Here is a 22,121-nt window from a genome sequence, read left to right as displayed (position 1 = left end):
TTCAATCCTTATCTACCGCCCCACCGCTACGCTCGCCGACAGCCCCGCCACCAGCTCAACCCCCTCCGGCAACCTGTCGATATGAATGCGCACCGGCACGCGCTGCGCCAGGCGCACCCAGCTAAAGGTGGGCTCGACGTCGGGCAGGCCCAGCCCGCCCGCCTCATCGTTGCTGTCCCCGATCCCATGCCCGATGCTCTCCACATGGCCCGTGATGACCGGCTCGTAACCCATCAGCACCACCTGCGCGGCATCCCCGACGCGAATATGGCGCAGCTTAGTCTCCTCAAAGTACCCCACCACCCAGAAGCTGTGGGCATCAACGATGGCGACCTTCGTCTCCCCCGCCGTCGCATAGTCTCCGGGGCGAAGCCGCAGGTGCGTGACGTACCCCGAGACCGGCGCGCGCACGGTGGCGTGCGCCAGATTCAGCTCTGCCAGATCCAGCGCGGCCAGCGCGCCGTGATAATTGGCCGCCGCGACGTTTGCCGCGCTGCCGGTTTGCTGTAAATCCTCGCTCGAGATGGCGTTTTTAATCAGCGTGCGTCGGTGGGCCGCGTCCTGGCGCATCAGCATCTCATGGCGTTTCGACTCGACGTCCGCCTGCGCGCTGACCACCGCCAGCTTAAGCCAGCGCGGATCGATGGTGTAAAGCACATCGCCCCGGTTCACCCACTGATTGTCCCGCACGGCCACGCTGATGACCGGCCCGGAGACGTCCGGCGCAATCTGCACCACGTCCGCCCGCACGCGGCCGTCGCGGGTCCACGGCGTTTGCGCGTAGTGTTTCCACATCATAAAGGCCAGAAGCGAGGCCACCGCGGCCGCGCTTAAGGTCAGCGCATAGCGAGCCAGTAAAGAGAGCAGTGATTTCATGACAATAACCCCAACGCGGTCAGACCCTGCATCAGCAGGAAAAAGGTGACGATCCAGGTTGAAACATCCATCAGCGGGCGAAACGGCAAGCGCCGGTAGAGCCTGCTGAGCGAGAAAAGCGCGACGAGGCCCAGCGTGCAGACCAGCGCCGCGAGGGCGACCATCAGCAGCCCCGGAATAAAAACGCCGCCGATATTGAGATCGTTAACCATGGTCTGGCCCCCGTAATGCACAGTGCAGATCCACCAGCCTGAAGACCAACTGGCGCGCGTGTTCATCTGCCGCAGGCAGATGGCGCGCGATAAGGGCAGCGATGCGTTCGCGCAAGGCGTGGCGGTCCGCGGCGTTTAACCGATAAAAAAGCGCGTCAACCTCCCTGCCGGGCGGTGCGTCACTGCGGCGTAAATGCATGACCGCCAGCCCCAGACGCAGCGCGTGTAACAGTCGATCCAGCGCCTGCTCCGGCGCGCGCGCGCTGCGCTGCAGGCGCGGCAGCAACAGGGCGGTTCGGTCCATCATCAGGTTGATCCAGTGCGTTTCATCAACCCGCAGCGTGCCCTTCACGCTGCGGCGAATGTCGCGCTGGCAGAGGTTCAGCAGACGCGCGATGGCGCCGTCCGCCTGCACGGTTTGCAGCAGGCTCATGCTGACGACGGCAAAGCCGGTCGCGGCAAAGAGCGCGATGGCGGTGTTGGCCGCGACGGCGAAGTCTCCGCTGTAGTGCGCCCCCAGCTCGCACAGAATGGGCAGGGTCAGGGTGATGCCCATCGCCATAAATGTGGTGGGCGGGCGCGCCTGAAGCGACCCGGCCAGCAGATACGCCGGGGCAAGCACCGCCACCAGTACCGGGAAATCGCTCACCTGCGGCAGCAGCGCAAAGCTGTAGAACAGGCTAATGACCACGCCCCAGAATGAGCCAATGATGTATTTCACGATGTGCGGCGCCGGGGTGTCGAAGCTGCCAAACAGCGTGCAGCAGACGCCGAGTATCGAAACCGCCGTACCGCCATCCGCCCACGCTGAGAAGATCCAGACCAGACAGCCGCTCAGGATGATAGCGAAAGCCCCCAGCGCCGTGCGGGCGGCTGTTAGGGGATCGCGGTGGAAAACGTAGCCTTTCGCCGCGCGGGTTTGCACCTCACCAAACACGGGTTTTGCACGGTGGATGGCCCCGGAAAGACGTTCGCACTGCTGCAGAAGCACGATCGCCTCCGAGAGGTAGCGGATAAAACTGACCTGCAGCGCGTCGTCAAACGTCTGCGCCTGCGCGGCATACCGATCGATGAGAAGCGCACAGCGGAGCCGCAGCGACTCTGCCGTACTGCCGGCATCAGCGCCTTCAGCGGTAAGCCAGGCCTGAACGTCGCCCATCAACGCCTGCACGTCGGCGGGCAGGGTTCCGCTCGCTGGCAGGCGATCGTGCAGTTCACAGTTGACGATAACCAGCCGCGCCAGCCGGTCGTGGATCGCTTTTCTGGCCTGTCGCACCGGGGCTGAAAGGGCAAAATCGTACGGAATATGGTGGCTGATGCCCTGCAGGAACTGCAGCGCCAGGGCCAGATGCAGAGGGCCGGAAGCCGCGTCAGGTTTGCCTGATAGGGTGTCCGCCACCCGCCCGCGCGCGGCCTGTAGCGTCTGGGATAATTTAGCGTTGAACTGGCCTGATACGCGCGCGGGCAGCACGTAGCGGTGGATCAGCGCCGCGCAGGAAATCCCAATCGCGATCTCCTGCACGCGGACGATGGCGACGTTAAAAATGCCGCCGGGATCGGACACCGCAGGAAAACCAATCAGGCTCGCGGTGTAGCCTGCCAGCACAAAGGCGTAAGCCCGGGGCGTGCGTTCCAGCAGGGAGAGCCACAGGCAGAATACGATCCAGCCCGTCAGCACCACGCTGCACAGGACTGGCGTATTTGCGAAGGCAGGCACAATCACAACGGTCGCGCTGGCACCCGCCACGGTACCGGCCAGCCGGTAGAGGCTTCTGCTCAGCGATGCGCCGACCGACGTCTGCGACACGATGTAAACCGTAATAATGGCCCACGAGGGGCGTTCGAGGCCGATCGACAGCGCAATGTAATAAGCCAGCATCGCCGCGGCAAAGCTCTTCGCAGAGTAGATCAGCGCGCCCGCATCGTTTCGCAGCGCGGCAGGGATGTGCACGGGATGAGAGAAAATGTTTTTCATGCCGGGATTATTACCGGCTTGCAGAACCGCTGAAATACTCTATTCTGTCAAAAAATATCTAAATGTTGCCAGAATCGTGAAGCCTCAACCCGCTACTACGCTGTATGACCCCGACTCTACCGCCAGCCCGGCGGTGGCGCGTCATCTGGACTTCGTGGACTACGCCGCGGAAGTGCCGGTGCATACCCACCGCAAGGGCCAGCTGATTATTGCCCGATACGGCGCGGTCAGCTGTTACGCGGAAAATGATATCTGGATCGTGCCGCCGGACTGCGCCGTCTGGATCCCCGGCGGTATTCCGCACAGTGCCAGGGCGACCTGGAACGCGCATCTTAACTATCTGTTTATTGAGCCCGGCGCGGCGGCGCTGCCGGAGAGATGCTGCACGCTGGCGATCTCGCCGCTGATTAAGGAGCTGGTCGATCGTCTGACGCGCGAAGGCGTGGATTATCCCCCCGACGGCCACGTCGCCAGATTGACCCGGGTCACGCTTGACGAGCTCGCCAGCATGCCGCAGCAGAAGCTAAGCCTGCCGGTCTCAACCGATCCGAAAATTCGCGCCATGGCGGACGCGCTGGTCAGCCGTCCTGAGGACAGAAGCACCCTGAAGGACTGGGCGAAACGGCTCGCCCTCAGCGAGCGCTCGTTTGCCCGCCTGATGCAGCGCGAGACCGGGCTGAGCTTCGGGCGCTGGCGCCAGCAGCTGCATTTGATTATTGCCCTGCGGGAGCTGGCCAGCGGCGTGCCCGTCCAGAACGTGGCGGCAACGCTCGGGTATGAATCGGTGAATGCATTTATCACCATGTTCAGAAAAGCGATGGGCAGCACGCCCGCCCACTACTTTGCCGAACGGAAAAACAGCGGCCGTTAGCCCGGCCCCTCGCTCCCCGCCGCCAGCAGCGGCACCACCACGTCGCTGATGGGCACCGCAATCCCGTGCTTGCGGCCGTAGCGCTGGATCACGCCGTTGCGGATATCCCACTCCATCGGGCGATCGGCCTGGCGGTCGGCCAGGATCGACGTGCCCAGATCTACTGGCGCACGCTGGAAGTTCGCCAGGATCTCCTGCGCCACGTCATCGTCCAGCTTCGCCCCTTCGGCGCGGGCGACGGTAAGCCCCTCGCGCAGGTAGGCCAGCGCAAGCTCGCTGATATCTTCGCGCCTGAACATCCCGGCGCGGCGGTTAGAAAGCACCATCAGCCCGGCGACCGCGTTTTGCAGCAGCTTGCGCCAGGCGACGGAGGCGAAATCTGTCGAGAGCTCAACCGCGCAGCGCGTACCGCGAAGCGCCTCCACCACCCGCTGCGCCTGCGGCACGTCCGGCAGGGTCAGGCGCGGTTTGGCGCGCAGCCAGACGGAGGCATCCGGCTCGCGCTGGGCCGGGAACCAGACCACCGACGGCAGCACCGTCGCGCCGTTAACCCACGGCTCAAGCTGGGCTTTTTGCTCTACGCCATTTTGCAGCGCACAGACCACGGTGTTTTCATCGCACAGGGCGCGCAGCCACCCGGCGCTGTCGGCGTTCTGGGTAGTTTTCACTGCGATGAAAACCAGATCCACTGGCTGCCTGATGACGGCCGGATCGGTTAATACCGGACCGGGCACCACGGTTTCACCCTCGTCGTGGCGCAGGCGTAATTCCGCGTGCGCGGTGCGCCCGCACAGCAGCGGCGTGCGGCCAACGTCATGCAGCACCGCGGCGATGGTGGTACCAATTGCGCCAGGCCCAATCAGCGCAATCACTGGATTGTCAGACATGGTTATCTCCCCTTTTCGCTAAGCCTGCTAACAGTTATACCACCCTGAAAAGTGAGCGCCACGTCGTTGTCTATACTCAACACACTACAGACAACGGAGTGCGCCATGCCTTTACCCGATTTTAAGTCCTCTGAACCTTTCACCCTCGGCATCGAACTCGAGCTGCAGGTGGTTAACCCGCCGGGCTACGATCTGAGCCAGGACTCCTCCGCGCTCATCGCCGCCGTCAAAGACGACATCAAAGGCGGCGAGGTCAAACACGATATCACCGAAAGCATGCTCGAAATCGCCACCGGCGTGTGCCAGAACATCGACCAGGCGGCGGCGCAGTTCTCGGTGATGCAGCAGAGCATCCTGCGCGCGGCGGCGGAGCAGCATATCCAGATCTGCGGCGGCGGGACGCACCCGTTCCAGAAGTGGCAGCGGCAGGAGGTGTGCGACGACGAGCGCTATAACGTCACGCTGGAGCGCTTTGGCTACCTGATTTTGCAGGCGACGGTGTTCGGCCAGCACGTGCACGTCGGCTGCCGGACCGGGGACGACGCGATTTACCTGCTGCACGGCCTGTCGCGATTCGTACCGCACTTTATCGCCCTGGCGGCCGCCTCGCCGTATATGCAGGGCACGGACACGAAGTTCTCCTCGTCGCGGCTCAACATCTTCTCGGGGTTCCCGGATAACGGCCAGATGCCGTGGGTCAACAGCTGGCAAGAGTTCGAGGGGCTGTTCCGCCGCCTGAGTTCCACCAGCATGATCGACAGCATTAAGGATCTGCACTGGGATATTCGCCCCAGCCCGCACTTCGGCACCGTCGAGGTGCGGGTGATGGATACGCCACTGACGCTCGGCCACGCGATTAACATCGCCGGGCTTATTCAGGCGACGTCGCACTGGCTGCTGACCGCGCGGCCCTATAAGCATCAGGAAAAAGATTTTCTGCTGTACCGCTTTAACCGTTTTCGGGCCTGTCGCTACGGGCTGGAAGGGATCCTGACGGACGTGCATACCGGCGAGCACAAAACCGTGGCGGAAGACATTGCGTGGCTGCTGGAGCAGGTTGCGCCGTCGGCCGAGAAGCTCGGCGCGACGAGCGCAATCAATGAAATTGCCCTGCTGTTAAAGCAGGGCAAGAGCGAGGCGCAGCGCATGCGGGAGTTTATCGCCGACGGTGGCTCGCTGATTTCTCTGGTTCAGAAGCACTGCGAGCTGTGGGCGACGAGTCCGTAAGGCCGTGGCCCCACTCGCGCAGGCGCTGGAACAGCACGAACAGCGCGGGGATAAACACAATCCCCACCACGGTCGCTACCAGCATGCCGCTGAACACCGTGGTGCCGATGATGCGGCGGCTCTGGGCCCCCGCCCCGGTCGCCAGCATCATCGGCAGGACGCCGATAATGAACGACACGGCGGTCATCATCACCGCGCGGAAGCGGCGCGAGGCCCCTTCCCGCGCGGCATCGACAATCGCCATCCCGTCCATGCGCCGCGCGCGGGCGAACTCCACGATAAGAATTGCGTTCTTGGCGGCGAGGGCTATCAATAGCACCAGACCAATCTGCACGTACACGTCGTTGGCATAGCCCGCCAGCCACAGCCAGACCAGCGCCCCGCCGATGGCGAACAGCACCGAGAGCATCACGCTCGCCGGGAGCGTCCAGCTCTCGTACTGGGCGACGAGGAACAGCCACGCCATCACTACCGCCGCCAGCACGATCCACATCGCCTGGTTGCCGGTCTGCTGCTCCTGATACGACATGCCGCTCCAGGCGTAGTCGTATCCCGCTGGCAGATTCTGCACCAGAAGCTCGCCCATCGCCGCCATCGCGGTGCTGCTGCTCACCCCGTCCGCCGCCGAGCCGCTCACCGACACCGACGGGAACTGGTTGTACTGCTGCAGGAACGGCGCCCCGACGGTCGGCGTGATGGTGACGAGGTTGCTCAGGCGCACCCGCTCGCCGCTGTTGCTACGCACGAACAGCTCGCCGATCTGCCCGGCGCGCTCGCGCCACTGCATCTCGTTCTGCATCACCACGTGGTAGACGCGGTTGTTGACGCTGAAATCCCCGGCGCGCGTGCCGCCAAAGGCGGTTTGCAGGCTGCTGAAGATGCGCGACACCGGCACGTCGAGACGCGCGGCGCTCTCGCGGTCAACGGTCAGCGTCAGCTGCGGCACGTTGCTGCTCCAGGTGGTGAACACGCGGCTCAGCTGCGGGTGCTGGTTGGCTTTCGCCAGCACCTCACGCGTCACGCGCTCCAGCTCCGCCGGGCTCTGCCCCGCCTGCGCCTGGATGCGCAGGTCGAAGCCGGAGGCGTTGCCCAGCCCCGGCAGCGTCGGCGGGGCGAAGGTCATGATGGTCGCTTCCGGCAGGGCCAGCAGCTGGCGCTGCAGGGTACCCATCACCTCGTCCAGCGGCGGGCGCTCGCTCCAGTCCTTCAGCATGATGGAGATAAACCCGCCGTTGGAGGCGCTGGTGCCGTTGAGAATGTTAAATCCGGAGACCTGAATCACGTCCTCCACCGCCGGATTTTTTGCGATGAGTTCGCGTGCCGTGGTCATCACCGCTTCGGTGCGCTCCAGCGAGGCCGCCTCCGGCAGCTGGACGCTGGCAAAGAAGTAGCCCTGATCCTCCTGCGGCAGGAAGCCTTTAGGCATCGACGTAAAGCTGAACGCCACCACGGCCGCCGCGCCTGCGGTGGCCAGCAGCGCCAGCCACGGGCGAAGGTTGAAGACAGTCACGATGCGGGTGTAGACGCCACGCGTGGCCTCCAGCCCCCGGTTGAACCCACGGAAAATCGCCGCGGGCTGCACCGGGCGCGGACGCAGGAGCATCGCGCACAGGGCGGGCGTCAGGGTCAGCGCCACGAGGCTTGAGAGCGTGACGGCGGTGGAGAGCGTCACCGCAAACTGGCGGTACAGCTCGCCGACAATCCCCGGCAGCAGCGCCACCGGCACAAACACCGCCAGCAGCACCAGCGTCGTCGCGATGACCGGCCCGGCGATCTGGCGCAGCGCCAGCGCGGTCGCCGCCGTGCGGCTCTGCCCTTCCGCCATCAGCGTTTCGACGCTCTCCACCACCACGATGGCGTCATCCACCACCATGGTCAGCGCCAGAATAATGGCGAACAGGCTGAGCGTGTTGGCGGAGTAGCCGAGCGTGTAGAGCACCGCGAAGGTGCCCACCAGCGATACCGGAATGGCGAGCGCGACAATCAGCGTCGCGCGCCAGCTTTGCAGGAACAGGGACACCACGACCACCACCGCCAGCATCGTCAGCGCCAGCGAGACGCCGATCTCTTTAATCGTGGCCGCAACAAATGAGGTGGTGTCGAATTTCACCTCGTAGACCAGATCGTCCGGGAAGCGTGTGGACAACCGTTCCAGCTCCGCGCGCACCGCGTCGGCCACGCGCAGGGCGTTGGCGGACGGCGTCGGGTAGATGCCGAGGTAGGCGGAATCGTGCCCGTTCAGCTGCGCGCCGGAGCTGTAGCTGCGCGAGCCGAGCTCGATGGTGGCGACGTCCTTCAGGCGCACCAGCTGGCCCATCTCGCCCGCGCGGATGATGATGTCGGCAAAGTCTTCGGCCTGGCTTAAGCGCCCCAGGCCGTTGATGGTCAGGGTCTGCTGCTGGCCGTTAAACACCGGCGGCGTGCCGACCTGGCCTGCCGCCCCCTGCACGTTCTGTTCGCGCAGCGCCTGCGCCACGTCGTCGGTGGTGACGTTCAGGGCGTTCATGCGGTCCGGACGCAGCCAGATGCGCATGCTGTAGTCGCGCGCGCCAAACATCTGCACCTGCCCGACGCCCGGCAGACGCGACAGCGCCTCGCGCACCTGGGTGCTGGCGTAGTTACTCACAAACAGCGGCGTGTGGGTGTTTTCCGGTGAGTAAAGACTTACCCCCATCATCAGGTTGGTGGCACGCTTGCGCACCTGCACGCCGTTTTGCTGCGCTTCGGTCGGGAGCTGCGCCACGGCCTGCGAGACGCGGTTCTGCACGTCGATGGCGGCGAGGTCCGGATCGGTGCCCGCCGCGAAGGTGATGTTCAGGCTGTACGAGCCTTCGTCCGAGCTGGTGGACTCCATGTAGAGCATGTGATCCACGCCGTTCAGCTGGGTCTCCAGCGGCGTGGCGATAGCCTCCGCCACGTCAGCCGAGCTGGCGCCCGGCCAGCTGGCAGACACATTCACCACCGGCGGCGCGATCTGCGGGTACTGCTCCACCGGGATAATTCTCAGCGCAATGGCCCCCAGCAGGGTGATGACCAGCGCAATCACCATCGCGAAGCGCGGGCGTTTGATGAAAAACGTCAGCATGATGGCTCCTTAATTGAGTATCTGGACGGCCGCGCCGGGCTGTACGCGCTGCGCGCCGTCAGTAATCGCTCGCTCACCGGACTTCACGCCGGATGAAATCCGGAAATGCTGGCCGATCTGTCCGGCGACCTTCAGCGGGCGCATTTCGGCTTTGCCGTCGGCGTTAACCACCCAGGCAAAGAACCCGTCGCCGTTCTGCTGGACCGCCGCGGCGGGCAGGGTCAGAACCGGCTGCTCGCTGGCCGGGCGCAGCGTCACGTTCACGCTGCCGCCGGGCAGCAGCTGATGGCGCGGGTTGGCAAACTCGGCGCGCAGCATCACGCTGGCGGTGCGCGGATCGATGCGGTTGTCCACGGACGTCAGCTCGCCGCTGACGCGCTGGCCGTTGCTGTCTATGAACGCCTGCCAGGCCTGCTTCATGGCGCTGATATCCGCATGCTGTCCGGCTTTGGTGGCAAACGCGCCCTCTTCCAGCGCAAAGGCGATGCGGATGGGATCGAGCTGCACCACCTCCACCAGCACGCCGCTGGCAGGGTTGACCAGGCTGCCGACGTGGAACCGGCTGTGCCCCACGCGACCGTCAATCGGCGAGGTGATGCGGGTGTAGTTCAGGGTGACATTACGGGTTTCGAGCCGGGCTTTGGCCTGCTCCAGCGCCGCGCTGGCGACGTCGCGCTGCATGCGGGCGTTGTCCACGTCGTGACGGCTAATGGCGTTGCTGCTGCCCAGGCTTTCAAAGCGGAACAGCTGCTGCTGCGCCTGGCGCAGCGTGGCTTCGGCGCTTCTCACCTCAGCCTGCGCCAGACGCAGGGCGGCGCGCGGCTCGGCGTCGTCCAGTTCGAACAGCAGGTCGCCTTTTTTCACGTACTGCCCGTCGCGGAAGTGGATTTTGGCGATCGCGCCTTCGGTACGCGCGCGCAGCTCAACGGTGTGGATGGCTTCGATGCGGCCCGGGATCTGGCGCTCGGCGGCGTGGGCGGTCTGCTCCACGGTGGCGACGCGGACGGGGATGGCGGCGGCGAATGCGGGTTGCAGGGTGCAGGCGAAAAGTGCGAACAGGAGTGGGAGTTTCATTAAGAGGTACCTCAGATGTGTTCCCCTCACCCCGGCCCTCTCCCCAAAGGGGCGAGGGAGAAAACCGAGCCGCCCCTTCACCTCAGAGCAGAGGGAGAAAACCGGGCGGTCCCCTCTCCCCTTAGGGGAGAGGGATAGGGTGAGGGGTAAGGTTTTGGTTATGCAGCCTTACGGAACCTGCGGGTCAGTCGCTTCTCGATTTCGACGACGAAGAACATCACGCCCGCTACCGCCAGGGTCACAAACCAGTAGCGCAGCGGCAGCGCTTCGGTGCCGAACAGCATCTGCATCAACGGCAGGTAGATAATCGCCGCCTGGAGCAGGAACAGCACGCCCGTCACCAGCCAGATCCCTTTGTTCGCCAGCAGGCCGCGGTTCAGGGAGAATCCTTCGGTGTTGCGGCAGTTAATCATGTACACCCACTGGGCGCAGACCAGCATCTGCAGCAGCACGGTGCGGATGAACTCCGCGCTGTGGCCGCGCGGGGCCAGCCAGGCTTCCAGCGCAAAGGCGGCGATGGCAATCATGGTGCCGACGAAGGCCACGCGCCAGACGGCGTAGGCGTCCATCACGTGCTGCCCGGTCTGGCGCGGCGGACGACGCATGATGTTGCGCTCGGCGGCCTCAAAGGCCAGGCCGAAGGAGAGCGTGGCGGAAGTGGCCATGTTCATCCACAGGATCAGCACCGGCGTCAGCGGAATGATGTTCCCCGCCAGCAGCGCAATTACAATCAGCAGCCCCTGCGCGAGGTTGGTCGGCATGATGAACAGAATCGTCTTCTTCAGGTTGTCGTAAACGCGACGCCCCTCTTTCACCGCGCTGGCGATGGTGGCGAAGTTGTCGTCCGTCAGGACCATGTCCGCCGCCTCTTTGGTCACTTCCGTGCCCTTGATGCCCATCGCGATGCCGACGTCAGCCTGACGCAGCGCCGGGGCGTCGTTCACGCCGTCGCCGGTCATGCCGACGATTTCACCCTTGTCCTGCAGCGCTTTCACCAGGCGCAGCTTATGCTCCGGGCTGGTACGGGCGAAGATGTCATACTTCACCGCCGCTTCCGCCAGCGCGGCGTCGTCCATCTTCTCCAGCTCATAGCCGGTGACCGCCTGCTCGCTGTTGGCGATCCCCAGCATCTGGCCGATGCTCATCGCCGTCTGCGGGTGATCCCCGGTGATCATCTTCACGCGGATCCCCGCCTGCTGGCAGGCGTTAATCGCATCAATGGCTTCCGGACGCGGCGGATCCATCATCCCGGCGATGCCGAGGAAGATCAGGCCGTGGCTCAGGTCATCGTGCGTCAGTTCCTGCTCGCCGTTCGCCGGCTTGAACGCCGCGGCGACCATGCGCAGCCCCTGACGCGCATAGCGCTCCATCTCGCTTTCCCAGTACGCGCGGTTGAAGGCTTCCGCACCGTTGCGGGTCTGCTGCTGCGCGCACAGGGCGAAAATGACGTCCGGCGCGCCGGTGATCAGGATCTGCTCCTCACCGCCAATCTGGTAGTGGGTGCTCATGTACTTGTACTGCGAGTCGAACGGGATTTTGTTAACCAGCGTGGTCATGACCGGCTCAAGGCTGGCCTTCGCCGCCAGCACCTTCAGCGCGCCCTCGGTCGGCCCACCGGTGATGCCCCACAGGCCGCGCTCGTCCTGAATCAGCTGGCTGTCGTTACACAGGTCGATGGTGCGCAGGTAGTGCTCCAGCACGGTGCCCGGCTGGATGTGGACCGGCTCGTCGCTGCCTTCCAGGTAGATGTTGCCCACCGGCTCGTAGCTGTTGCCGTCCACGCGGTAGCAGGCGTCAGCGGTGATAATGGCTTTGACCGTCATCTCGTTCATGGTCAGGGTGCCGGTTTTATCCGAGCAGACCACGGTCATCGCGCCCAGGGTTTCAACCGTCGGCAGCTTGCGGATAATCGCCCGCTTGCGCGCCATCGCCTGCACGCCCAGCGAGAGGATGATGGAGATAATCGCCGGCAGACCTTCCGGCACGGAGGCCACCGCCAGGCTAATCAGGGAGAGCAGCAGCTCGCCCATCGGGATCTCGCGGAACACCAGGCTGAAGACAAACAGCGCGGCCATCATCGCCAGAATAATGGCGAAGATCGCTTTACCCAGCTTGTCCATCTGCACCAGCAGCGGCGTGCGGTGCTTTTCGATACCCGCCATCATCTGGTTGATGTGGCCAAGCTCCGTATCCTTACCGGTCGCGGTGACCACGCCGACGCCGCCGCCCGCGCTTACGGTCGTCCCGGAGAAGACCATATTGGTGCGATCGCCCAGCGGCAGTTCGCCGCTCAGCGGATTAATATGTTTATCCACCACGGTGGATTCACCAGTCAGAATCGCCTCTTCCACGCGTAAATTATGCGCTTCGATTAAACGCATATCCGCCGGAATACGATCTCCCGCGCGTAATACAATAATATCGCCCGGGACTATTTCAGTTGTGGGTAGAGTTTCGTGATTGCCGTTACGAATAACGCGCGCCTCGCTGGAGAGCATATTGCGAATACTCTTCAGGGATTTTTCCGCGTTGCTTTCCTGAATATGGCCAATTAAAGCATTGATTACCGCCACGCCCAGAATTACCAGCGTATCAACCCAGTGGCCCATTATTGCTGTTAATACGGCGGCGGCCAGCAGGACATAAATCAGCACATCATTAAAATGGGCCAGGAAACGCAGCCAGGCGGGTTTGCCTTTTTTCTCCGGCAGCGCGTTCGGCCCTGTTTTTTGCAGACGCGCCTGCGCCTCTGCACGATCCAGGCCGCTGGCCTGGCTCTGCGTGTGGGTAAGCACCTGCTCTACGGTCTGCTGGTATGCCAGCCCGCCGGAAGGCGGCACGTTTGGGGACACTTTTTTTTCGGTCATCGTATTTTTCCTTCAATATCCGGTGAACAGAAGCCTGAATTCCTTTCTGGCTAAATAAATTCATTTTTAAGTCTTGCGGGTAAAATTGATCTACCGCAATATAATGACTTCTCGGTTATTCAAAACTGATTAAAACTATTTAGATGGCCTGATTTTTACAAAATATTTCTAAACCAACACTAAACGAGGGGGAACCATGTGGGGTATTTATCGCGGACGCCGACTGGTGTTATACGTTATCGCGGCCATTGTTATTGCCACGTTAATTGGTTATAGCACCTATACATTTGTAAAATTATTTTCCTGACAAAGACATTTATTTACATAACGCGATATTAATATAAATGCCGGGTCGTATTTTGTTATTTATTCCCCAAATAATATCTTCGTTTTATTCAATAACGTCTTAGTCGCTGATATTGCTTTACGTTACAGGATGCCGGACAATGACATTTTTAACTGACGATTAACATTACGATGAAACACCCGTTAGAATCGCTGCTTACGGCAGGCGGCATTTTATTGCTGGCCCTGCTCTCCTGCCTGCTGTTGCCCGCGCCATCGCTGGGTCTGGTGCTGGCGCAGAAGCTGGTTCAGACCTTTCACATGGTCGATCTGAACCAGCTTTACACCATTCTGTTCTGCGTGTGGTTTTTACTGCTGGGTGCCATCGAATTCTTCGTGCTGCGTTTCGTCTGGCGCCGCTGGTTTTCACTGGCGTCGTAAGCCAATAAAAAAGCCGGGTGGCGACTTCGCCTTACCCGGCCTGTGATGGCAATTTTCCAGACCCGCCAGGGCGGAAAACAGCTCAATGCGCCTGACTGTGGTTCTCCTTGCGGTACGCACCAGGCGGCTGGTTGAACGTGCGGGTGAAGATACGGGTAAACGTCTGCTGCGAGTCAAACCCGTAACGCAGGCAGATGTCGTACACCCGAGCGTCGGATTCACGCAGATCGCGCGCCGCCAGCAGCAGCTTGCGCTCACGGATATAACGCCCCAGGCTCTCCCCTTTGTACTGCATAAACAACCGCTGCAGGTGCCACTTCGAGTAGCCCGCGTGGCGGGCAATCTCTTCTATACGTAATGGCTGGTGCAGATTGTCGTCGATCCATTCGACGATAGTGTCGATGACTTGAGCGGAAATGGTCATGCTGCTGTCCCCCTCTGCTTCTCGCTTAAACATTATTCCCACCACGCGCGAAAGGTTTGCGTGGCGTCATTCACCCGGACGGGCTCGCCCAGCGCCGGTGTCAGTAGCCGATAGTTTTTATCCTTGCTGGCTTTAGCCAGCTGGATCAGCGGATCGTTCCACGTATGTTTCGCCAGCACGAAGCGCCCGTTATGCCCGGGCACCACGGCTTTCGCGTTCAGATCCACCGAGGCCTGCGCCGTTTCCTCCGGCAGCATGTGGATGTACTTCCAGTCCTGGTCGTACTGGCCGTTTTCCATGATGGCGACATCCACACCATCAAACTGCTCGCCGATGGCCTTAAAGTGCGGGCCGTAGCCGGAATCCCCGCTGTAATAAACTTTCCGATCTGGCGTGACGAACATAAAGCTGCCCCACAGGGTTCGATCGCGCTTGATGCCGCGCCCGGAGAAGTGACGCGCCGGCAGAACATGCACCGTCAGTTCATCGCTGATGCGTACCGACTGGTTCCAGTCGCGTTCGTCAATAATCTCAGGCTTCATCCCCCAGTAGCGCAGGTGGGATCCCACGCCCAGCGGCGTCACCACGCGCTTCACCTTCGGCAGTAGCGCCCGGATGGTGGCGTAATCCAGATGATCGTAGTGATCGTGCGAGATAATCAGCAGGTCGATTTCCGGCATGCTTTCAGCGCGCCACGGATACTCCCCAGCAAAGGCTTTATTCAGGAACGAGAACGGCGCGGCGTAGTTGCCGAGCACCGGGTCAATCAGGATGCGTTTGCCCGCGAGCTGCAGGTACCACGAGGAGTGGCCGAGCCACACCAGGGTGTCCTGCTCCAGCGGCAGGCTCGCAAGATCGGTTTTCACCAGCGGCAGCGGCTGGGCCGGGCGCGCGTTTTCGGTTTTTTTGGTCAGAAAATCCCACGTCGCGACCAGCATGTTTTTGTCGCCGTTATAGCCCGGCGTCGGCAGCGTATTGTGGAATTTCCCGTCGCGATACTGGGGAGAGGCCTCCACTTCAGTGAGCTGCTCACCCTGCGGCGGCTGGCCGAATCCGGCATTCAGTACAAACGGTAAACTCGCAGCTGAAGCAATAATCATGATTAACACCACGCAGATGAAGAGAGGTTTTTTCATATCCAGACCCGAAAACGCGCCCCATCCGATAGTTTGCGCGGGGTAAACTTGATTATGAGTGAGTAAGCACTCATTATAGATATGATGATAAAGTCGTCAAGACGTTTTCGATCTTTGACATTCCGCGTTGCAGCGTGTCAAAGCACGTGTTTCAATCAGGGTTTTTATAATTGACAGGGGGAAAAATTTAGTGGCACGTCCGAAGAGTGAAGATAAAAAACAGGCCTTACTGGAAGCCGCAACGGTGGCGTTTGCACAGTCAGGTATTGCTGCCTCAACGTCGTTAATCGCCCGTAACGCGGGCGTCGCCGAAGGGACCCTGTTTCGCTACTTTCCCACTAAAGACGATCTGCTGAATGCCCTCTATCTGCACCTGAAGCAGGATCTCTGCCAGGCCATGCTGGCAAACCTCGATCGCACCATCACGCTGCCCAAAGAACATACCCGCAATATCTGGAACAGCTACGTGGACTGGGGTATTCGTAACCCCGTTTCTCATGCGGCTATCCGCCAGATTGGCGTCAGTGAAAAGCTGAGCGCCGAAACCGAACAGGCGGTGAAAGAGATGTTCCCGGAACTCCATGAGCTGTGCCGCCGCTCTGTGCGTCAGGTGTTTATGTCAGATGAATTTAAAACCTTTGGCGATGCGCTTTTCTTATCGCTGGCCGAATCCACGATGGAATTTGCCACTCGCGACCCTTCCCGCGCCGTTGATTTTAAAGCGCTCGGTTTTGAAGTGATGTGGCGCGGGCTGGCCCAGGAAGAGAGCGATGGACAGTAAATCCTTGCAGGAGCACGCAATGCGCGTGGCCCTTGAGTTGCCCTTCACCGAGCACTGCTGGCCGTTTGGGCCGGAGTTTGACGTGTTTAAAGTGGGCGGAAAGATTTTCATGATCGCCGCGGTCGCGCACGGGCGACCGCACGTCAGCCTGAAGTCAGACCCGGAGAAATCGCTGTTAAATCAGCAGATCTATCGCGGGATAGAGCCGGGCTACCATCTGAGTAAAAAGCACTGGATCTCCCTTTACGGCACCGACGACGTGACGCCGGAACTGGTTACCGACCTCATCCGTGATTCCTGGAATCTGGTGGTGGATAAGCTGCCGAAAAAAGACCAGAAGTGGATCCGTCCGGTCTGATTGTTCGTCTGAGACGAACAGATTAAGCGCTCGAATTGCACTTATCTTTTTCCGCATCCCGCTGTAATCTGCTTTCCTTTCGCGCCCGCGAGCGGGCGAATTTCATCACCAGGAGTTGTTATGGATATCATTTCTGTCGCCCTGAAACGCCACTCGACCAAGGCGTTCGACCCAAGCAAAAAACTGACCGCGGAAGAAGCGGAAAAAATCAAAACCCTGCTGCAGTTCAGCCCGTCCAGCACCAACTCCCAGCCGTGGCACTTCATTGTGGCCAGCACCGAGGAAGGAAAAGCGCGCGTGGCGAAATCCGCCGCGGGCACCTATGTGTTCAACGAACGCAAAATGCTGGATGCTTCTCACGTGGTGGTGTTCTGCGCGAAAACCGCGCTGGATGACGCCTGGCTGGAGCGCGTCGTGGATCAGGAAGAGGCCGATGGCCGTTTCAACACGCCGGAAGCCAAAGCCGCAAACCACAAGGGCCGCACCTTCTTCGCCGACATGCACCGCGTGGATCTGAAAGATGACGACCAGTGGATGGCGAAGCAGGTTTACCTGAACGTCGGCAACTTCCTGCTGGGCGTAGGCGCGATGGGCCTGGACGCGGTACCGATTGAAGGTTTCGACGCCGCTATTCTCGACGAAGAGTTTGGCCTGAAAGAAAAAGGCTTTACCAGCCTGGTGGTAGTACCGGTTGGGCACCACAGCGTGGAAGATTTCAACGCCACGCTGCCGAAGTCTCGCCTGCCGCTGAGCACGATTGTAACTGAGTGCTGATCTCCTCTGGCACGCTGGGTTCCGGCGTGCCTGTTTTCAATACCGCATACTCCCGTTGTGTATAAATACATCCGTTAGCAGGCAAATTATTTGTAACAGTACAGAAATACCTATATCGGAAATTTCGCATACAATTTTATAATTAATAATTACGTTCTTCTATGTGATATCAACCAGTTATAGCCTCTCACCATCCCAATCAATAACCTTCAAAAATATATCCATTTATTTTTTGTCACGTTCACGTTAATTATTCCCTTCTGGTACCGCATTAATTAATGCACATTTTGTATGAATTGTTACATGTCTATTTTTGGAATCGAGGTTCTGCATGTTTTTATGTGCCTCCATTTCGCATGAAGAGAAATGGGAACACTTTTTCAAGGAATTACAAGGATAGATATATGAAAAATAAAAGTGCAGTGAGCACAAAGGCTAATTCAAAGGTATTGCACGCCAAACTGGCGCCGACCTGTTTCGCGACCATGCTTGCGCTGGGCATGATTATGCCAGCTCAGGCTGCCATCGTGGCAGGTAATACCGACAAACCGGCCATTCATACGGATGCAAGTGGCGCAACCATCGTTGATATCAACAAGGCGAGCGCAGGTGGGGTTTCCCATAACGTTTATTCCGAATTTAACGTCGACAGCAACGGCGTGATCCTGAATAACAGCGGCACAGCAACCAACACCCAATTAGCAGGCCAGATCAATGGCAACGCTAATATGGCTGGCGGCAGCGCTAAAGTGATCCTGAACGAAGTGCGTTCATCCGATCCGAGCCAGCTGAACGGCATGGTCGAAGTGGCAGGCCAGTCCGCACAGGTGATTATCGCCAACCCATCAGGCATTACCTGTGACGGCTGCGGCTTTATCAATACCAACCACGCTACGCTGACCACCGGTACCGCCACCTACGACAACAAGGGTAATGTTAGCGGTCTGGATGTGAGCAAAGGCCAGGTGACCATCACCGGTAAAGGGATGGATACTCGTTCTACGCAGTACACCGACATTATTGCCCGTTCAGTGAAGGTCAATGCGAAACTTCAGGCTAACGAACTGAATATCGTCACGGGTAATAACCACATTGATAAATATGGCCGCGTGCAGAAGAAGTATGACAGCAGCAATGCCCCGGACGTAGCGCTGGATGTGTCTGCGCTGGGCTCCATGTACGCGAATAAAATCTATATGGAAGGCACTGACGCCGGCGTTGGCGTGCATATCGATCGTGCTGACCTGACGGCATCCGACACGCTGTCAATCAACGTTGATGGTGTGGTCGAAAACAACGGCGGACGTATCAGCGGTAAAAATGCAGCTACCGTGATGGGTAGTGATGTCCTGAACCATAACGGTCAGATTACCTCTGAGGGTATGGTGTCCGTTACCGCAGACAACACGCTGGACAACACTAACGGCGTCATTAAAGCTGCGATGGTGAACGTTTCCGGCAAAAATACCGTTAACAGCCATGGTTCCATTCAGGGCAGCCAGAATACCTTTATTACCGCTGACTCGCTGGACAACAGCGACGGTGAAATTCTCAGCAATGGCGATTTGACGATCGGCCGCGCCTCCAGGAATTACAACGCGCAGGGCGTGAATAATACCCATGGCCGCATTGATGCTAAGGGTGCCCTCAGCGTTGACGCTGCCAGCCTGAACAACTCCGCTGGCCGCGTAGAAACCAACGGTGCGATGAGCGTCAATGTCGACACGCTGACGAACGACAACGGTCTCATTTCCGCCGGGAACGGCTGGAACATGATCAACGCCTCCATGCTGAATAACGACAACGGTGTGATTCAGTCTCTGGGTTCTGACAGCCAGCTTCAGGTGAGCGGCAACAACATGCTCTCTAACCGCAATGGATCAATCCACAGCGACGGCTCTGTTTCAATCAATGGCGCGCTGGATAATATGTCCGGCACCATCGCAGCCGAAAAAGACCTCTTTATGTACGGCACGTCCTACTATTCTGACCTTGCCAGTAAGATGGAAGCAGGCGGCAATATCGACATGACCGTGACCGGTACGTTCCAGAACGCCGGAAGCCTTAAAGCGGGTCAGGATATGATGTTAACCATCGGTTCTAATGGCTGGAATAACTATGGCGGCCCGGCGCAGAACAGCGGTTCCATCGCGGCTGGCGGTCGCCTGGCGCTGCAGATGAACAGCAGTCAGTTCGATAACAGCGGCGACATTACCGCTAATCAGATGGATCTTCAGCTGGCAGACCTGTCCAACAGCGGCTCGATCGTCAGCAAGAATGATATCAACCTGAACACCACTAGCCTGGAAAACCGGGGCAACGGTACGCTCGTCGCAGACCATAACATCAACATTACCGCCTCTTATCTGATGACCGATGCAGGCAGCCAGATCAACGCGGGTTCTGATGCCATGCTGTTTGTCATGAACAATCTGGACAACAGCGGTGACATCCGCGCGGCGCATGACATTAATCTCGACGTAATGGGCAGCTACGGCTGGTCTCAAAGCACCGCGTATAACTTCGGCACGATTGTGGCGGGTAATACCCTGAACGCACAGATGGACCGCGTAACCCTCATCAACGGCGGTACGCTGTCTGCTGATAACGGTATTACCCTGGTCAGCAACTACCTGACCAACAGCGGTAACATCACCAGTGCAAGCGGTATTACGTTGAACACGGCTAACGGCATTAACAACGAAGCCAGCGGTAATATTACCGGCGATCGCGTGTACACCATGGGTTACGTCAATAACATGGGTGTGATTAACGAGACCGGTACAGCAAATCAAGACAACGGTAGTAACACTGCTGATAACAATAATACCAACCCAGATTCAGATACCACGGCGAATAATAGTGGAAATACCACCGTTAAGCCAAACGGTACACCTGAAGGTAATGGCGTTTGGGAAAACGGCGTTGTCTATTATCCGGGCGATCTGTATTACGGGTATCCCATTCAGGATATCGTTTATTACCCAGGCGGCTACTCCATTTATACCGCGTAATCGTTTGACATAAACCAAAGCCCCATTCCTGGAATGGGGCTATCTATTTTTTCGTTATATTCAGGATCCTTCGCGGTCCATAAAGTTATTTACATGACTAATTATCGATCTGGCCTCGTTCTGCTATCACTGCTCGCATCACTTCCCGACACTGTACATGCTGAACCGGCCACCACTCAGCAGCAGGATCAGGCGAGGCACGAACAGCTTGCACCGCCTGGGAAGTCAGTCCTTTCATCAGAAAGCATGCTCGCAACTGATGCGCTTGCACTGCCACATGAGACAGTGTGCTACGACATTCAGCATCTGAACATCGACAATACGCAGTCGCTTCCTCACTGGCTCACTTTTCGCGATATCATTCGTCAGGCTGAGAATAACTGTATTGGCGTGAAGGGAATTAAAGCCATACATACGGCCGTGCAGAATCGATTAATATCCCACGGATTTATTACCACCCGCGTATTAATACCGGAGCAAAATTTGCACAATGGAACGTTAACCCTGCGAATTCTGCCTGGACGCGTCAGTGATGTCATTATTCAGGATCAAAGCGGCCTCTCCGTTCATCGCTGGAATAACGTCCCACAAGGGCCGGACGATCTCCTCGATTTACGCGGTCTGGAACAGGGGCTGGAAAACCTGCAGCGTATTCCCGGTTCGCAGGCCAGTATTCGTCTGGTGCCGGGGGAAAATCCTGGCGATACGCGCGTTGAGATCAAGCGCGACCAGCGTAAAGCCTGGCGACTGGGCAGCTGGTTTGATGATTCCGGTAGTAAATACACCGGACGGTACCAGGGGGGCCTGGCGCTGTATCTGGATAACCCCACCTCGCTCAACGATATGTTTTATGCCGCGTATGGCGGTGGTTTCAAGAATGAAAACGGCAAGCGTAACGATAATACCTCGGTGTTTTACTCCGTTCCCTGGGGATACTGGGCGCTGGAACTTTATGCCAGCCAGTACAGAACGACGCAGACTCTCCATAGCGGTGATTTTAACTACCGGTACAGTAGCGATGAAAAGTTAATGACCGCCGCGCTTAACCGCGTGGTTTACCGCAGCGCGAGCCAGAAAACCACGCTGGGCTTTAAAGGGATCAAGCGGGATTCCCGCTACGATCTTAACGACGTGGAAGTGGAGGTTCAGCACCGGGACACCAGCAGCTGGCAGCTCAGCCTGGAACATTTAGCCTATCTTCCCTTCGGTCAGCTTACGGCAAGCCTCGGTTATCAACATGCCGCACCGTGGTTTGGTGAAGAACCCGATGCTGAAGAGATGGTGGGCAGTGCCGACGCGCAGGCGCGCATTATTACGCTGAGTGCAGACGGTACTTTCCCGTTCAAACTGGGCAAGTTTGCCCTCAGCTATGAACCGCACTTCAAGCAACAGACCTCTCCGGACAGGCTGACCCAGCCCGATAAGTTCACCATCGGCAACCGCTGGACGGTGCGAGGCTTTGACGGAGAGTCCTCATTGTATGCCGACAAAGGCTGGTATCTGCGCAACGATATCAACCTGAATCTGCCGGTATGGGGAATGCAGCCGTACATTGGCGCAGACTATGGCGAAGTCAGCGGCTCAGAAAATGATTACTGGAGCGGGGCGCACATTGCCGGTGCGGTCGCTGGTGTGCGCGGGGTAAAAGGCCATCTGGGGTATGACCTTTTTGCGGGTGTACCACTGGCAAAACCGGATGAGATGCATACCAGTCCCGTCACGCTTGGGTTTTCGGTGCAATGGCAGTACTGACACTGAAAGTCTCAGAACGGACGCAGGAGCGTTAGCCCCTGTCGGAGGGGGTAAATACAATCATGATTTACCCTCTTCAGGC

Annotated in this window: 17 protein-coding genes; 8 read left to right on the top strand and 9 right to left on the bottom strand. The window is 59.3% G+C overall.

All coding sequences use genetic code 11. The features are described 5' to 3' along the window. Positions 1-12 precede the first annotated feature (12 nt). The 3 genes from UR289_RS01320 to UR289_RS01310 are packed head-to-tail and all read right to left on the bottom strand — an operon-like array spanning position 13 to position 3,063. The gene (locus UR289_RS01320) at positions 13-876 is read right to left on the bottom strand and encodes an HlyD family secretion protein (protein ID WP_320709047.1); all 864 of its coding nucleotides are present in this window, start codon (positions 874-876) and stop codon (positions 13-15) included. Continuing rightward, a complete protein-coding gene (locus tag UR289_RS01315) occupies positions 873-1,088 on the bottom strand; it encodes a DUF1656 domain-containing protein (RefSeq protein ID WP_033144858.1) in 216 nt (71 codons plus the stop codon). The genes UR289_RS01320 and UR289_RS01315 overlap by 4 nt, the downstream gene beginning before the upstream one ends. After that, entirely contained in the window at positions 1,081-3,063 is a 1,983-nt protein-coding gene (locus tag UR289_RS01310; protein WP_320709045.1) for an FUSC family protein, read from the bottom strand. Before UR289_RS01310 ends, UR289_RS01315 begins: the two co-directional genes overlap by 8 nt. Positions 3,064-3,139: 76 nt before the next feature. Between UR289_RS01310 and UR289_RS01305 the strand changes: the two genes are divergently transcribed. Further along, entirely contained in the window at positions 3,140-3,934 is a 795-nt protein-coding gene (locus UR289_RS01305; RefSeq protein WP_064673600.1) for an AraC family transcriptional regulator, read from the top strand. On the opposite strand, the gene UR289_RS01300 is transcribed toward UR289_RS01305, so the two are convergent. Then, positions 3,931-4,821 carry an oxidoreductase gene (locus UR289_RS01300; protein ID WP_320709043.1) on the bottom strand — a complete coding sequence of 297 codons (891 nt, stop codon included), beginning with the start codon at positions 4,819-4,821 and terminating at the stop codon, positions 3,931-3,933. The two genes, UR289_RS01305 and UR289_RS01300, sit on opposite strands and share 4 nt — an antisense overlap. Positions 4,822-4,926: 105 nt before the next feature. Here UR289_RS01300 and UR289_RS01295 point away from each other — a divergent pair, with 105 nt between their 5' ends. Beyond that, positions 4,927-6,048, top strand: a complete 1,122-nt coding sequence (locus UR289_RS01295; protein ID WP_320709042.1) for a YbdK family carboxylate-amine ligase — start codon at positions 4,927-4,929, stop codon at positions 6,046-6,048. Here the strand turns inward: UR289_RS01295 and UR289_RS01290 are convergent. From UR289_RS01290 to UR289_RS01280, 3 genes are all read right to left on the bottom strand, one after another. Further along, the gene (locus UR289_RS01290; protein ID WP_320709040.1) at positions 5,978-9,133 is read right to left on the bottom strand and encodes an efflux RND transporter permease subunit; all 3,156 of its coding nucleotides are present in this window, start codon (positions 9,131-9,133) and stop codon (positions 5,978-5,980) included. The genes UR289_RS01295 and UR289_RS01290 overlap by 71 nt on opposite strands. 9 nt (positions 9,134-9,142) lie before the next feature. Further along, entirely contained in the window at positions 9,143-10,207 is a 1,065-nt protein-coding gene (locus tag UR289_RS01285; RefSeq protein WP_320709038.1) for an efflux RND transporter periplasmic adaptor subunit, read from the bottom strand. A 158-nt stretch (positions 10,208-10,365) separates the two neighbouring features. Then, positions 10,366-13,074, bottom strand: coding sequence for a cation-transporting P-type ATPase (locus tag UR289_RS01280; protein ID WP_320709037.1), 2,709 nt, complete (start codon positions 13,072-13,074; stop codon positions 10,366-10,368). A gap of 477 nt (positions 13,075-13,551) precedes the next feature. Here UR289_RS01280 and UR289_RS01275 point away from each other — a divergent pair, with 477 nt between their 5' ends. Beyond that, a complete protein-coding gene (locus tag UR289_RS01275; RefSeq protein WP_013097677.1) occupies positions 13,552-13,800 on the top strand; it encodes a DUF1158 domain-containing protein in 249 nt (82 codons plus the stop codon). A gap of 82 nt (positions 13,801-13,882) precedes the next feature. Here the strand turns inward: UR289_RS01275 and UR289_RS01270 are convergent, their stop codons facing one another. Next, positions 13,883-14,224 (bottom strand): RamA family antibiotic efflux transcriptional regulator, encoded by a 342-nt coding sequence (locus UR289_RS01270; RefSeq protein ID WP_029741711.1) that lies wholly within the window; start codon positions 14,222-14,224, stop codon positions 13,883-13,885. Positions 14,225-14,256: 32 nt separating this feature from the next. Then, positions 14,257-15,360, bottom strand: coding sequence for an MBL fold metallo-hydrolase (locus UR289_RS01265; RefSeq protein WP_069303773.1), 1,104 nt, complete (start codon positions 15,358-15,360; stop codon positions 14,257-14,259). Between the two features lie 190 nt (positions 15,361-15,550). On the opposite strand from UR289_RS01265, the gene UR289_RS01260 reads away from it, so the two are divergent. The 5 genes from UR289_RS01260 (at position 15,551) to UR289_RS01240 (ending at position 22,039) form a co-directional block, all read left to right on the top strand. Continuing rightward, on the top strand, positions 15,551-16,141 hold the full coding sequence (locus UR289_RS01260; protein ID WP_039264021.1) for a TetR/AcrR family transcriptional regulator: 591 nt from the start codon (positions 15,551-15,553) through the stop codon (positions 16,139-16,141). Then, complete coding sequence (locus UR289_RS01255; protein WP_064673593.1) at positions 16,131-16,499, top strand: MmcQ/YjbR family DNA-binding protein; 369 nt, start codon at positions 16,131-16,133, stop codon at positions 16,497-16,499. Before UR289_RS01260 ends, UR289_RS01255 begins: the two co-directional genes overlap by 11 nt. A gap of 120 nt (positions 16,500-16,619) precedes the next feature. Further along, positions 16,620-17,273, top strand: coding sequence for an oxygen-insensitive NAD(P)H nitroreductase (gene nfsB / locus UR289_RS01250; RefSeq protein WP_320709033.1), 654 nt, complete (start codon positions 16,620-16,622; stop codon positions 17,271-17,273). A 404-nt stretch (positions 17,274-17,677) separates the two neighbouring features. Continuing rightward, positions 17,678-20,287 (top strand): filamentous hemagglutinin N-terminal domain-containing protein, encoded by a 2,610-nt coding sequence (locus UR289_RS01245; protein WP_320709031.1) that lies wholly within the window; start codon positions 17,678-17,680, stop codon positions 20,285-20,287. Positions 20,288-20,380: 93 nt separating this feature from the next. Further along, positions 20,381-22,039 (top strand): ShlB/FhaC/HecB family hemolysin secretion/activation protein, encoded by a 1,659-nt coding sequence (locus UR289_RS01240; protein WP_320709030.1) that lies wholly within the window; start codon positions 20,381-20,383, stop codon positions 22,037-22,039. Positions 22,040-22,121 lie beyond the last annotated feature (82 nt).

It is taken from the genome of Enterobacter sp. 302C9, assembly GCF_034106085.1.
Lineage (GTDB): Bacteria > Pseudomonadota > Gammaproteobacteria > Enterobacterales > Enterobacteriaceae > Enterobacter > Enterobacter asburiae_B.
Note: the sequence above shows the minus strand (reverse complement) of the source record. Positions and strands in the feature narration are given on the sequence as shown.

What these genes read in the sequence shown, in the direction of transcription:
- UR289_RS01320 (WP_320709047.1), bottom strand. Translation starts at nt 876, where the DNA reads ATGAAATCACTGCTCTCTTTACTGGCTCGCTATGCGCTGACCTTAAGC.
- UR289_RS01315 (WP_033144858.1), bottom strand. Translation starts at nt 1,088, where the DNA reads ATGGTTAACGATCTCAATATCGGCGGCGTTTTTATTCCGGGGCTGCTG.
- UR289_RS01310 (WP_320709045.1), bottom strand. Translation starts at nt 3,063, where the DNA reads ATGAAAAACATTTTCTCTCATCCCGTGCACATCCCTGCCGCGCTGCGA.
- UR289_RS01300 (WP_320709043.1), bottom strand. Translation starts at nt 4,821, where the DNA reads ATGTCTGACAATCCAGTGATTGCGCTGATTGGGCCTGGCGCAATTGGT.
- UR289_RS01295 (WP_320709042.1), top strand. Translation starts at nt 4,927, where the DNA reads ATGCCTTTACCCGATTTTAAGTCCTCTGAACCTTTCACCCTCGGCATC.
- UR289_RS01290 (WP_320709040.1), bottom strand. Translation starts at nt 9,133, where the DNA reads ATGCTGACGTTTTTCATCAAACGCCCGCGCTTCGCGATGGTGATTGCG.
- UR289_RS01285 (WP_320709038.1), bottom strand. Translation starts at nt 10,207, where the DNA reads ATGAAACTCCCACTCCTGTTCGCACTTTTCGCCTGCACCCTGCAACCC.
- UR289_RS01280 (WP_320709037.1), bottom strand. Translation starts at nt 13,074, where the DNA reads ATGACCGAAAAAAAAGTGTCCCCAAACGTGCCGCCTTCCGGCGGGCTG.
- UR289_RS01275 (WP_013097677.1), top strand. Translation starts at nt 13,552, where the DNA reads ATGAAACACCCGTTAGAATCGCTGCTTACGGCAGGCGGCATTTTATTG.
- UR289_RS01270 (WP_029741711.1), bottom strand. Translation starts at nt 14,224, where the DNA reads ATGACCATTTCCGCTCAAGTCATCGACACTATCGTCGAATGGATCGAC.
- UR289_RS01265 (WP_069303773.1), bottom strand. Translation starts at nt 15,360, where the DNA reads ATGAAAAAACCTCTCTTCATCTGCGTGGTGTTAATCATGATTATTGCT.
- UR289_RS01255 (WP_064673593.1), top strand. Translation starts at nt 16,131, where the DNA reads ATGGACAGTAAATCCTTGCAGGAGCACGCAATGCGCGTGGCCCTTGAG.
- nfsB (WP_320709033.1), top strand. Translation starts at nt 16,620, where the DNA reads ATGGATATCATTTCTGTCGCCCTGAAACGCCACTCGACCAAGGCGTTC.
- UR289_RS01245 (WP_320709031.1), top strand. Translation starts at nt 17,678, where the DNA reads ATGAAAAATAAAAGTGCAGTGAGCACAAAGGCTAATTCAAAGGTATTG.
- UR289_RS01240 (WP_320709030.1), top strand. Translation starts at nt 20,381, where the DNA reads ATGACTAATTATCGATCTGGCCTCGTTCTGCTATCACTGCTCGCATCA.